At 54.5% G+C, this 12,615-nt stretch carries 12 protein-coding genes; 3 read left to right on the top strand and 9 right to left on the bottom strand.

The annotated features are described in order from the left end of the window. Nucleotides 1-77: 77 nt before the first annotated feature. A complete protein-coding gene (locus ACX5K5_RS03675; RefSeq protein ID WP_382411795.1) occupies nucleotides 78-482 on the bottom strand; it encodes a hypothetical protein in 405 nt (134 codons plus the stop codon). A 482-nt stretch (nucleotides 483-964) separates the two neighbouring features. On the opposite strand from ACX5K5_RS03675, the gene ACX5K5_RS03670 reads away from it, so the two are divergent. Next, nucleotides 965-1,165, top strand: a complete 201-nt coding sequence (locus ACX5K5_RS03670) for a hypothetical protein (RefSeq protein ID WP_459175040.1) — start codon at nucleotides 965-967, stop codon at nucleotides 1,163-1,165. A gap of 230 nt (nucleotides 1,166-1,395) precedes the next feature. Here ACX5K5_RS03670 and ACX5K5_RS03665 read toward each other — a convergent pair whose 3' ends face one another. Next, nucleotides 1,396-2,022 (bottom strand): GrpB family protein, encoded by a 627-nt coding sequence (locus tag ACX5K5_RS03665; protein WP_382411793.1) that lies wholly within the window; start codon nucleotides 2,020-2,022, stop codon nucleotides 1,396-1,398. Between the two features lie 324 nt (nucleotides 2,023-2,346). On the opposite strand from ACX5K5_RS03665, the gene ACX5K5_RS03660 reads away from it, so the two are divergent. Together ACX5K5_RS03660 and ACX5K5_RS03655 are read left to right on the top strand one after the other, a co-directional pair. Further along, the gene (locus tag ACX5K5_RS03660) at nucleotides 2,347-2,976 is read left to right on the top strand and encodes a maleylpyruvate isomerase family mycothiol-dependent enzyme (protein ID WP_443449981.1); all 630 of its coding nucleotides are present in this window, start codon (nucleotides 2,347-2,349) and stop codon (nucleotides 2,974-2,976) included. A 447-nt stretch (nucleotides 2,977-3,423) separates the two neighbouring features. Then, nucleotides 3,424-3,681, top strand: coding sequence for a metal-sensitive transcriptional regulator (locus ACX5K5_RS03655; RefSeq protein WP_346059911.1), 258 nt, complete (start codon nucleotides 3,424-3,426; stop codon nucleotides 3,679-3,681). A 113-nt stretch (nucleotides 3,682-3,794) separates the two neighbouring features. Here ACX5K5_RS03655 and ACX5K5_RS03650 read toward each other — a convergent pair whose 3' ends face one another. The 7 genes from ACX5K5_RS03650 to ACX5K5_RS03620 all read right to left on the bottom strand — a co-directional run bounded on the left by ACX5K5_RS03650 (nucleotide 3,795) and on the right by ACX5K5_RS03620 (nucleotide 12,454). Next, nucleotides 3,795-6,086 (bottom strand): heavy metal translocating P-type ATPase, encoded by a 2,292-nt coding sequence (locus ACX5K5_RS03650; protein ID WP_346059910.1) that lies wholly within the window; start codon nucleotides 6,084-6,086, stop codon nucleotides 3,795-3,797. Nucleotides 6,087-6,153: 67 nt separating this feature from the next. Then, the gene (locus ACX5K5_RS03645; protein ID WP_459175039.1) at nucleotides 6,154-6,381 is read right to left on the bottom strand and encodes a heavy-metal-associated domain-containing protein; all 228 of its coding nucleotides are present in this window, start codon (nucleotides 6,379-6,381) and stop codon (nucleotides 6,154-6,156) included. Between the two features lie 288 nt (nucleotides 6,382-6,669). Further along, a complete protein-coding gene (locus ACX5K5_RS03640) occupies nucleotides 6,670-8,040 on the bottom strand; it encodes an NAD(P)/FAD-dependent oxidoreductase (protein ID WP_459175038.1) in 1,371 nt (456 codons plus the stop codon). Nucleotides 8,041-8,139: 99 nt separating this feature from the next. Further along, nucleotides 8,140-9,072, bottom strand: a complete 933-nt coding sequence (locus ACX5K5_RS03635) for a 4-(cytidine 5'-diphospho)-2-C-methyl-D-erythritol kinase (RefSeq protein WP_188684393.1) — start codon at nucleotides 9,070-9,072, stop codon at nucleotides 8,140-8,142. Nucleotides 9,073-9,074: 2 nt separating this feature from the next. Beyond that, entirely contained in the window at nucleotides 9,075-9,956 is an 882-nt protein-coding gene (gene rsmA, locus ACX5K5_RS03630) for a 16S rRNA (adenine(1518)-N(6)/adenine(1519)-N(6))-dimethyltransferase RsmA (protein WP_188684391.1), read from the bottom strand. Between the two features lie 101 nt (nucleotides 9,957-10,057). Beyond that, nucleotides 10,058-11,293 (bottom strand): resuscitation-promoting factor, encoded by a 1,236-nt coding sequence (locus ACX5K5_RS03625; RefSeq protein ID WP_275542574.1) that lies wholly within the window; start codon nucleotides 11,291-11,293, stop codon nucleotides 10,058-10,060. A gap of 213 nt (nucleotides 11,294-11,506) precedes the next feature. Next, on the bottom strand, nucleotides 11,507-12,454 hold the full coding sequence (locus tag ACX5K5_RS03620) for a TatD family hydrolase (protein WP_443445475.1): 948 nt from the start codon (nucleotides 12,452-12,454) through the stop codon (nucleotides 11,507-11,509). Nucleotides 12,455-12,615 lie beyond the last annotated feature (161 nt).

The raw sequence follows: 12,615 nt of genomic DNA, 5'->3' as shown, positions 1-12,615 counted from the left end.
TTAAAAATAACCCGCCGGTTCACTAGAAAGTGGGAGCGGAACGGGTCACAGACCGTATGTCGTACGCAAGGGTGGCCTTACACCGTTGTTAGTGCCGGTGGTCCTCTGCGAACGACAGACGTTGCATACACGGCCACCGTGTATACGGGGATTTCGCGCGGTTCGGTAGGAACTGGCCCTGGGCAAACCGGCTGATAGACGAATTTAACGAGCTGCCATAGCAGTTTCCAGGTGAACAGATCAACGATGTCAGAGGCCACAATGAAGAGTTGTTCACTGCGGTGCAGGACGAGAACTGTAGCTAGGCCGGCCATAAGGTGGGCCAGGAGCATGGTGTTGTCACCATGGCTCATGGCGGCAATGTTAGTTGAAGTGGTTACATCGACGGTCATGGACATTCCATGATGCGCATGCAGGGCTTGCTCAGCGGTGGATATCGAGGAGTGCCCGGCACCCATCGAGAACAGAAGATGGAAAATCACCTGACTGAACCCAACCATGCCAGCTAGTCGCCAGAGCGTGAACCTTTTGCCGCTAAGCAACATGCATACGAGGACCGAAAGCGATAAAGGTAATGCGACATTCAGGATTTCCGGTACAGCTCCTCCCGCGAGCACGTGGGAGGTCAGAGAAACGAACGTCGCGAAAAACGCGGCGGCGGTGCCTCTGAGAGCACGTGTTGAGCGGGAAGATCTTTGCACACCCCTAAGTATTCCAGACCGAACCCTGTATTTCTACATCTCGTAAAACTATTCCGATGCTGGAAGCACAGCTCGGTTGTAAACGGACTGACAACGTTCGTCCTTGACACACTCGCTACGGTGGATGGGCCGCTCAGCTTGTCCGGTACGTGGCTTCCTTAGGGGTCCAAGCCACCACCGGTTTGCTTGGCCGGCCTACCACTCAGGGAAAGAACGAGCACTTCCATCAGGTCTTGTTCAAGTGGTTAGGCAAGCAGCCAAACGTGCAGCGCCTTGATCAGCCGCAAGAATTCGTGGATAGCTTCGACCTGATCCGCAACCTTCAGTGTCCCCACCAGGCCGTCTTGGGGAGAATTACTCCTCAACAATCGTGGGATGCCACAGCTCAAATTGTTGCCGCATATGCCGAGCAGGTTGATGATGCGATCAGCAATTCAGAAGCTGTTACACGAACGGAACATTGAGTCAGGGTGACACCATGTTCTACCTGACTTCCCGCAAGGGTTCCTGCGTGTTGTTAGTTGATTGGGATCTGGAGAATATCCGCCTCTCAGCTGAACACGGTGAGCTGATAGCAGATTTTCTCCGACCTGCTCCAGGAACGAAGTATGTCGGTATGGCTCAAGCAGCTGTCAGCTTTCGAAGCAGCTCCGAAAAGGGGTATGGGTTACCGAAATTTTGAGACAAGACCGGTCTAATTTTTCACGAGTCCCATGGCGAGGAAAGCTCGCTGATAAATTTCTCTGATGACAGCTTCTTTGCGCGCGTTGTACTGCATCGTGTGTTCCCCCGCTTCAGTAGCCCGCGCTGCGGCATCGCGTTTCGCTTCGGCGTAAAGAATTCTCTCGCTTGGGTGTTCGCGCAACCAGTCGCGGAAAATTCGATGTTTGATGATCTCCGGGCTGTCGTACCCGAACACATGTAAGTTGCATTCCGGACCCGAGTTCCGCAGGACGCGATGCCCATACCACCAGGGTTCGCGGACAACCAGTTGGAAGCCAGCGCTTTCGAGTGCCGGAATATAAAGCTGTTCTTTATTCGGATCGGCAACTACCAGATCTATATCGATGATGGGTTTCGCCGGAAGTCCCCGCACTGCCGTGGAACCGACATGTTCAATGACCAGAGCGCGCCATCCCAGCACGTCCCTGATTTGCCTTGCAAGCAGCTGGAATTGCCCGGCCCACTGCCGGCTCCAATCTGCAATCTCAACGTGTTGAAGTGGTCCAGTTCCAGGTAAGTAGGGAGACTGACCTTCAGGGGGTGCCGGTTCATGGAATGAGATGATCTTGGCAAGTTCTGGCATAACAACTATTGTCATCGATTCTCGAACTCATGTCATGCAGGTTGACAGAAATCCAAACCCCGAACTCCGAATTCCGAATTCCGAATTCCGACACAACGCTAGCTATCGACGCCGCGACTTTTCCGTACATGGATGGGCACTCATAGCATCCGCCTCGGTTCTCGGAGCTTTAACTCGTGGATACCTAAATTTTCGGGACCGATCAGCATGACTCTAATGGTGAGTGCAAGAACTACCACAATAGGCAGAACATCAGGCGGGAGAAGTATGGATTCCTGACAGCAGAAGCTGCAAACCCAGTCCCACTCCGAACTTCCCTATTCATGCGATCATGGCCGTATGGATCGAAGCAGAATTTGGGAAGAGATCGACACCGAGCGCACCGCTTTGGCTCACCAATTAGCGTCCATCGATGCGGAGGCTTGGCAAACGGAGTCCCTCTGCACTGGGCTAACGGTACGTGAGGTGTTGGCTCATCTAACAGTCAGCGGGACTTTATCCGGTTCACGCTGGTTTCTCGGTGTCCTGCGTGCTCGCTTCGATTTTGACCAGCAAGTGGTAGACCGTTTACGCGAACAGCTTGGCTTCAGTCCCCTCGATACGTTGAACCGGTTCCGCGCAACCGTTGGTAGCAGAGTCTCTCCCCCACTTCCTAAGTTGGCGTTATTGGGCGAGATCGTTGTCCATGGCCAAGATATTCGACAACCGCTCGGGCTCCGTCGCGCCTACCCGCAGGAGACTCTTAATTCACTGCTTCGATACTATGCGGGAACCGATCAAGTTGTTGTTGCCAAGAAGAGAGTCAAGGGCTTGCAGCTGGAGGCCCTGGACAGTGGCATCACCATTGGGCAAGGCCAACCGGTACGTGGCACAACTTTGGCGTTGCTTATGGCGATGACCGGGAGAGGATCGTATTGCTCAGAACTAAGCGGAAGCGGAGCGTCTGTACTTGCCTCACGTTGTGACTGATCCGCTTTCCAAGCTTGTTAGACGGATAGTTGCCTAATTCAAGACTGTGCCGTGAAGGGCTACCGGTCCCGGCCGTTGATGGGCAGGGCACAATGAAGTGCGTCAGGCGCTATCGCCCGAAAAGCCGTGCGAAGAAACCCTTGCCCGGCTTGGATTCTTGAGGTGCCTTCGGGTCACAAGTGCATAGTTCGTTGCGTGGCACGTGAGCCATGACTTGTTGCACGTGCTGTCCACACCCGGCCCAGGTGGTTTTCTGGCATTTGCGGCATTTCGCAGCACGGCACATCTGTTGTCTCCCTAAAATCTGCACTTCATTCACCAACGAGTTAGTAGTCATGGACCACGTTGATGATACCCCTAGGGGTATCACCCCAAACTCTATCACAGCTCGTATAAACCCCTAGGGGTATAAGATCAGAGAAACTTCAACGCTGGGAAAGGTTCGCCATGCAGTTAGAAACAGAAACCATGAAGCCTGCAATTAACAGGCTCAAAAGAGCGCAGGGGCAACTTAATGCTGTCATTAGGATGCTCGAAGAAGGTAGCGACTGCCGTGCGGTAGTCACTCAACTTTCCGCCGCGTCGAAAGCCATCGACCGAGCGGGTTTCTCCATCATCGCTACCGGTTTAGAAAAATGCCTAGAGTCAGATGACCCCACGGTAGACCGCGCCGAAATGGAAAAGCTCTTCCTTTCATTGGCTTAGCAATACATCGCACGGGTTCCCGATATACCGTCTGCCAGTACAAAAAGTGCCGGTCTCTTCCCATTAGGAAAAAACCGGCACTTTTCACTACGGTTCGCCAATACCGGCAATCGTCACTTACGTCCAAACCCACGCAGTCGCAGCGAGTTGGCGACAACCAGTACGGAACTGGCGGCCATGGCGGCGCCTGCAATCATCGGATTTAAGAACCCCAGAGCTGCCACCGGGATACCGGCGGTGTTGTAGATGAACGCCCAGAAAAGGTTCATCTTGATGGTTCCCAGAGTCTTGCGGGAAAGTTCGATGGACTGGGCCACCTGATCGATATCGTTGCCCATGATGGTCACGTCCGCGGCCTCAATCGCCACATCGGTGCCGGATCCCATCGCGATGCCCAGGTCAGCCTGAGCCAAGGCAGGTGCGTCATTAACGCCGTCACCCACCATGGCCACAACTTTGCCTTGCGCTTGGAGCTTACGCACGGCTTCGGCTTTCCCTTCGGGGAAGACGTCTGCAAAGACATCTTCGGGCGCAATGCCCACCTTGGCTGCCACGAGTTCGGCCACCGCCCTATTGTCACCGGTGAGCAGCACCGGGCGCAGTCCCAAATCCTTGAGCCTAGCGATAGCGGCCGCAGAGGATTCCTTGATCGTATCGGTCAAGTTAACCAACCCCGCGAAGGCCCCATCAACGCCGACCATGATCGAGGTAGCTCCAGCTTGTTGGGCAGCGGCCAGGTCCGCATGTTGCCCCTCGGTCAGCTCAATACCATTCTCTTTTAACCAGCTGACGCGACCTGCTACCACCGTCTGTCCGTCAACTACGGCGCGAACGCCTCCGCCAGCAGCCGCGCTGAAATCGCTTGACCCCAACAGGTCACCCTCAGCTTTTGCGGCCTCAACAATAGCCCGGGCGATCGGGTGCTCGGAGTTGGACTCGGCAGCACCCGCCAGTGCCAAAACAGTGCTTTCAGCAAACCCTTCAGCCGCGTTGGTGGAGCTGACTGCGAGGTTTCCCTCGGTGACGGTTCCGGTCTTATCCAACAGAACCGTGTCGACTTTACGTGTGTCCTCTAGAACTTGCGGACCACGAATCAGGATACCTAGCTGGGCTCCTCGCCCAGTGCCGACCAACAATCCAATGGGAGTTGCTAGACCTAATGCACAGGGGCAAGCGATCACCAATACCGCAACGGAGGCAGCAACAGCCGCGCCCATATCTCCGGTAACAAGTAGCCAACTGACAAAGGTGCCGAGAGCGATAACCAGCACAATAGGTACAAATACCGAAGAGATCCTGTCCGCCAGTCGAGCAATCGGAGCCTTGCCGGTCTGCGCCTCGGAGACCAAGCGGCCCATTTGCGCCAGTGTGGTGTCCTTACCCACGCGGGTAGCGCGAATAATTAGGGCACCTGAGGTGTTGATCGTAGCGCCAGTGACTGTGTCATCCGGGCCAACTTCTACGGGGACCGATTCACCAGTCACCAGCGCGGTATCTACCGCCGAGTGCCCGGAGACCACAAAACCGTCTGTGGCGATCTTCTCCCCTGGACGCACAATGAACTCATCTCCGGGAACCAGAGTGGCGGCCGAAACCTTCGTTTCCACTCCGTCACGGATCAGGGTAGCTTCTTTGGCCCCCAGATCCAGTAGCGTTTTTAATGCGTCACCCGCGCGAGCTTTGGCGCGTGCTTCCAACCATCGTCCAAGCAGCAGGAAAGTCGCTACCACGCCGGCAGTTTCAAAGTACAAGGCATGCTCGCTCATCGACATGCCAGTGTGGGCGGTGATATTAGGATCTGCAATCAACTGCCACAGCGAATAGAAGTATGCGGCCAATACACCGATGGACACCAAGGTATCCATGGTGGAGGCGAAGTGGCGTGCATTTATTGCGGTTGCTCGGTGAAATGGCCAGGCCGACCAGAAGGCGACAGGCGTGGCTAGGACCAGCGCTACCCAACCCCAGTGCGGAAATTGGGCACCGGGAATCATGGAAATGACAAATAGTGGAGTTGTGAAGATGGCAGCTACAATCAGCCGTTTCTTCAGCTCCGCACCGACCGCTGACGTTGCCTTCTTTTGGATTGGTTCAAGCTGTGCCGGAGATTCAAAAAGGTCTTGATCACCGTCATGCAGCACTGGAACCGATGGCTTCGCGTACTGATCAACCTTGAGATTGGCCGTATAACCGGCCGACTCCACAGTTGAGATCAACATTTCGTCGCTCACGTGTTGTGGAACGGTGATGCGCGCCGATTCCAACGGCAAGTTGACCAACGCTTCAACGCCTTCAATCTTGCCCAGTTTGCGCTCGACTCGACCCACGCAAGAGGCACAGGTCATTCCCTGAATATCTAACTCGACTATGCGCTGGTTAGCGGGGAATGCAGTGTCGTTACTCATGATTCCATTTCTTTCTCACATCTGGCTGCGGATTAACGCACTGATCTTCGCCCCGTGGGGCCACCCTTTAGGCGTCAACAGAGACGAGGTTATATCCGGCTTCAGCAATAGTTGCTTCGAATGCAGAGCTCTCCACCTGCGTCTCGGTAGCAACCGTCGCAGTAGAGGTTCCGCCAACAACAAGGTCAACCTCGACAGTACTAACTCCGGCTATTTCCTGCAGCTCTTCAGTGACTGATGAGACACAGTGCCCACAGGTCAAACCGTCAATTTTCAAAATGATGTTGGAGCTCATAGTTTCCTCCGCACGTCGTATCTTGCTCGTAATTTCTTCGTTTACGAGTTCTAACCTAAGCAACTGGAGACGAATGATCGCCAGCTTGCCTACGCCTAGATCATATACCCCTAGAGGGTATACTTCAAGTACCCCCTAAGGGTATAGGGAGACGGCAAATAAATGATCGGGTCACATCCGCGACAACAAGATTAGGTAAAAAGTGCGCAGCAATGAGACCCCGGTCCATGATCTGGGATCAGTTCCGCTCGTAGCACCCTGACACGACTAGAGTGCGAGGTCAATGCTTTAGCGCTTGCCTGTCACCAGATCCGCGAAATGAGCAATCGGCGAAGTATGCGAACTACCTTTAGCCTCTTGCCGGTCCGCCAGCCCATATGCGGCATAGAGCCCTTTTGTGGCAATCCATCGCAAAGGTTCGGGTTCCCATAGTCTTGCTTGATGGTTTACCCACGGCAGGTCAACTAGGTCAGAATTCCGCCCTAACACCAAGTCTCGCAAGGTACGACCCGCAAGATTAGTGGTGGCCACCCCGGTGCCCACATATCCTCCTGCCCACGCGATTCCGCTGTGTGAATCGAGCCCAACAGTTGCCGCCCAATCACGCGGAACCTCAAGCACCCCGGACCAGGCATGATCGATATTGGTAAGCCGTGTTTGCGGGAAGAGAGTATGCAAAATTTCTTGTAACCCTTTAACGCTCGCTTCTGGCGTCTGGCCATCAAGATCCGTGCGGGAACCATATTTGTATGGGACGCCGCGCCCGCCGATGGCAATGCGGTCATCCGCCGTGCGTTGCGCGTACATGTAAACGTGGGCGAAGTCGCCAAGTACTTCGCCTTGGCTCCAGTTCACTTCATCCCAAAAATCTGCCCCTAAAGGCTCGGTGGCGATCATTGACGAATTCATCGGAAGCCAGAGCCGCTTATGCCCCTTGAGCCCGGCAGTAAAACCCTCTGTCGCTCGGATGACAAATTCCGCAGTCACCTGACCGCCCACAAAATCTAGTTGATGGGGTCGAATTTCGGTCACAAGGGTATTCTCATAAATTTCTATGCCAAGAGACTCGACTACCCGCGCTAAGCCACTGACCAGTTTCGCCGGCTGAATCCGTGCGGCATGCGGATGCCAGGCAGCACCCAGAGCACCTTCCACACCGATTCTCTCTGTTGCATCACTTTGCGTCAGCAGTTGTACGTCGGTGTGTTCCCAGGAATTTTCGTCCTTGACGAATTCACGCAGTCGGGTAAATTGTGCTGCGTTGTAGGCGACTTCAAATTCACCACCAGGCAAGATATCTGCCTCGATTTGCTCAGACTGGCAGACCCGGATCACTTCAGCGACGGTTCGGTTCATAGTCAACTGAAAGTCTGTAGCCGCCTGACGGCCATGGGATTTGAGATATTGTTCGCGCCCGCCGGTAATAGTGTTGGTTAACCAACCACCGTTCCGTCCCGAGGCACCATAACCAACGTGCCGTTGTTCCAAAATTGCGATTCGCAGGGATGGATCCGCCTGCTTCAAATAATAAGCGGTCCATAGACCGGTAAATCCAGCGCCTACGATCGCTACATCAACTTCGAGCGATTCGTTCAGCGTTGGGCGGGCGGCGGGCAACCCAATTTGTTCCCACCAATGAGAAACCTGGCCATTGATCATGTGATTCTTTCGTCCGCAACGAATAAATGAACCACGCTCACTTTATGGTTCTGGAATCACTCTAGGGTCAGCCCGATACTCTGGCAAGGCTCTGGACTTTTACTCGGAAAGTTCCACCCGAGCGCCCGGAGCAGGGGCAGTGACCATCAGTGTAGCAACGCCTACCTCGTCGCCAAGCTGCGTCATCACCTGCTGGGCATGGTCTGAATCTCGCACCAGTAACGCGAGAGTTGGGCCCGAACCGGAGACCATTGCGCGCAGCGCTCCCGCGCCTTCGGCGAGGTCTCGCACAGTTCCTAACTCGGGAGCCAAAGCCAACGAAGCTTGAGTCAGATCATTGACCAGCAATTGCGACAGCGCTTCGGCATCTGAGGCCATCAGCGCCTTGATCACCTGCGGATCTATCTCTTGCGGGACCTCAACGTCTTGCCCTGCGCGCAATCGGTCTAGCATCGAGTAGACCCGAGGAGTAGACAGTCCAAAGCTTGCGGGAATCAATACCCATTGAGTTTTTGCTCGGGTGAGCAAGGGGGCAAGCTGGTCACCGATACCCAAACCAATAGCGGCCCCACCCATCAGGGCGAAGGGAACGTCGGCTCCTAGTCGCGCTCCCAGTCGTCCAAGTTCCTCGCGGTCTAGCCCGGTCCCCCACAACTCATTGCAAGCCACCAATGCGGCTGCCGCATCTGCGGAACCACCACCCATACCCCCGGCAATGGGAACGCGTTTGGTGATGTGCAGATTAGCTCCCAAAGTGCACCCGGTATGCTCGCGCAGAAGCTGCGCAGCTTTCCACACTAGGTTGTTTGGGCCCAACGGGAAATTATCAGGATCAGAGACCACAGGAGAACCAGGTTCAAGGCTCAGCTGTAATTCGCCGTCTTCACGCAGCGTCGCTTCAATCTGCTCCAGCAAGGAGACCGCCACATAGAGGCTAGCGACCTCGTGGTAGCCATCTTCACGAGGCGGTCCCACCCGGAAGTAACAGTTGATCTTCCCTGGGGCAGTAGTGATGACACGTTGTTTGACCATTATTATTTTTCGGTCTTTTCTAGCGCCGGCACTGTGTGGGCGGCCCGAGCGATCAAGATGAAGCCTTCAACGTCCAGCTTCTCGCCACGTTCCTTCGGATCAATACCCGCGGCCAGCAAAATTTGTTCGGCGCGAGCACCTGAACCTGCCCAGCCAGACAACGCAGCACGCAAAGTCTTGCGACGTTGGGCAAAAGCCGCATCAATAATGGCAAAAACTTCTTTGCGGTCTGGCGCTTCACTGCGGTCTTTATCGCGGGTGAAAGCCACCAGTCCAGAATGAATCTTAGGTGCTGGCCAAAAGACGTTCATACCAATGACGCCAGCTTTGCGCATGGTGCCATACCAGGCGCCCTTCACCGAAGGGACGCCGTAGGTCTTATTACCGGGCGCAGCGCACATTCGGTCTGCAACCTCGTCTTGGACCATTACCAGACCGTGTTTGATGGATTCAAAGTGTTCCATCAGGTGCAGCACCACAGGCACCGCGACGTTATATGGCAAGTTGGCAACCAACGCGGTTGGGTTTCCGGGAAGTTCGCTGATCTTCATGGCATCGTTGAGGATCACCGTTAGGTCTTCCTCACGGCCCGGGCGCATTTCCGCTATGGTCTGTGGCAACCGTTTAGCAAGCGGCGGATCGATCTCGACTGCCACCACCTTTGCGGCGGCGTCCATGATGCCGAGGGTCAACGAACCGAGGCCCGGACCGACCTCAAGAACTGTCTCGTCTGGCGAGACATTCGCGGTGGCTACGATCCTGCGGATCGTGTTTCCATCAATCACAAAGTTCTGCCCGAGAGTTTTAGTGGGACGAATCCCAAGTTCCTCGGCCAGTCGACGGATTTCGGTAGCCCCAAGCAGTGGCAAAGATTCCTTAGACATCACAGCTACAATTCTAGTTCAGTCCGCGAGCACTGCGAACGCGACGCGACGCGCCCACCCCGGTGAGGGTGGACGCGTCGCGTCAAAAGTTATTTCAGGGCTTAGCGCAGTCCAAGCTTGGACGAGCAGTGTGGCCAGTGACCCCATCCGCCGTTAGCGCGTAGCTTCTCTGCGGTTGCAATCTGCTCCTGGGCACTTGCCTGGTGTGGCAACGGCGCGTACTTTGTACCGCCGGCTCCACGCCATGAGGAAGCGGAGAACTGTAGGCCACCGTAGTAACCATTACCGGTGTTGATTGACCAGTTGCCACCCGACTCGCACTTGGCCAAGGCTGCCCATGTGGAGGAGATACTTCCGGTTGGTGCCTTTGACTTAGAATCAGAGCTCTTAGAATCCGACTTCGATTCTTCCTTCTTGGTACCAACCTTGATGATCTCGGCGACCGGTTTCTTGGTGACCTTCGACTTCAGGACTTCTTCCTCGCCCTTTTTGCCGTTTCGAGTTTCTTGGCGAAGAGTGAGTTCTCGTTCACCCTTCTCACCCTCGGTCTTTACCTTGGTCTTGCCCTTTTCAAGCTTCGAATCCTTGACCTTCTCGGTCTCAAAATCGATCTTTCGGGTTTCATCCCAGGTCTTCACCGAAACTTCAATGACCTCGATCTTGGCATCTTCCTCGATCTTGGTGCTGGTCTTCGCGTTCTTATCGGTATCCTTACCGATCTGAACGTTGACCTCATCGTCCTTATCTAGCGTGACCTTCTGTTCGTCAAGTAGTTCCTTGACGGTCTGCGCGGTGGTCGAAATCTTCTGCTTTTTCTTATCCGCAACCAGCGTGATGGCCTTGGGGGTGATGATTTCGATTTCTTCGCTGAGGCTCACAAGCTGAATCTCTTCACCGAGTGAAATCTCAGATTTCGCATCAACCTTCAGTTCGTCCATTACATCCGCCACGGTCATCCCGGTGGTGTGTACAACGCGGTCTGTTCCGTCGATACTGACCTGAACCGACTTATTTCGGTTGATCTCGATGCGCTGGTCATCGGAAAGTTCCGAGTCCGCAGGAACATTCAACTCGTCGCGAGCATCTACACTGATACCTTCTTGCTCAAGGGCAGCCTGCACGGTAGCGGCGCGAGTGGTGAAGCTCTGATCCTGCCCATCGATGGCAACAGTCACGGACTTCTGGCCGGAAATATAAAATACTGCTCCGGCGATAACCACAGCAACAGCTACGGCCTGGGCCAGATATTTGACCCAGCTTTTTTTGAGCAAGTGCATCACGGTAGTGAGGTCTCCATCGTTTGTAGGTTGAACGCCGAGGAGATGATCCCGGTACATCTTGCTCAACCTTGGCGGACAATTCCGCCAATCTAAAATTTGGTGTTGGCTTTGCTCGACCTTCAGACCAAAGGACGTGGTCCGCCGATAGGGCAACTCTTTATAGTGCGAACGACACGAAGGCGCGCTCGCAACTCAACGCATTCTGTTAACCGTAACCGAATTGTAATAATTGGCGCAACCTTTATATGGCCGAAAGCACATCCGGCGGTACTACAATTCTCCGTAAACTGCGCCGGTATTCTGAGAAATCTGCTCACAGAACTGCGCGAGATCCATCGCTCGGGCCTCAGCCATAAAACGAGTCGTATACGGGATCATGTAACTCGCATTAGGCCTTCCCCTAAATGGGTGAGGGGTCAAAAATGGTGCGTCGGTCTCCACTAGCAGGAGCTGTGGGTCCGCTAAGCGTAAGGCCTCCTGCAGGTCAATCGAGTTTTTGAAGGTAACAGTTCCCGAGAACGACATGTACCACCCGTTGTCATTGCAGATCCGCGCCAATTCTGCGTCACCCGAAAAGCAATGGAAGACCACGCGCTCTGGTAACACCGCATCTTTGAGCACTCGCACTACATCGCTGTGTGCGTCACGGTCATGAATTTGTACGGCATTTCCATGCTCCACCGCAATCCGCAGGTGCTCACGGAAGGAATCTTCCTGAGCTTGGTGACCTTCTTCTCCGGTACGGAAATAGTCCAGGCCGGTCTCACCAATGGCCCGCACCCGCTCTTCAGATGCCAAAGCCTCGATTTGTTCGATTGCGGTTTGAAGTTCTCCAGCCTCGGCAAGTCGGGCAGCATCATTGGGGTGGATAGCAATAGCAGCCAGAACATTTGGATATTCCTTTGCTGCTTGCACCGCAAAGCGTGAGGATTCAACATCGCACCCCACTTGGATCAGCCCTTCGACACCCACCGCAGCCGCAGCATCAAGCGCTTGTTGCACAGTGACGTTGAGCGAACCATCCCGGAAGTCTAAATGAGTGTGGTTATCAATCACTGGATACGGCAAAGGCTCCGGTGCGTCCGGATAGCGGGTGTTCCTTTTATTGCCGCCCTTTTCATTCTTAGGTGAGCGGGTACGGTCATTCAACAGTGTGCTGTCACCCTCCGGGAGCGGACGATAGCCCTCCGGAATTGCCGAAAAATCTGAATCGCTCATCTGCTCACCGATATCTTTCATCAAAATGCTGTCAGTTCTTGGGTCTAATTCTTCCACCACCGCCTTAGCAGCAAAGAATCAATACATTAAGATGCTGTTGGTGGAGAAAAGAACCCCATATGATGTGAACACAAGCTATGGAAATCGCTTGGCGTGTCAAC

It is taken from the genome of Glutamicibacter bergerei (assembly GCF_054495185.1).
Note: the sequence above shows the minus strand (reverse complement) of the source record. Positions and strands in the feature narration are given on the sequence as shown.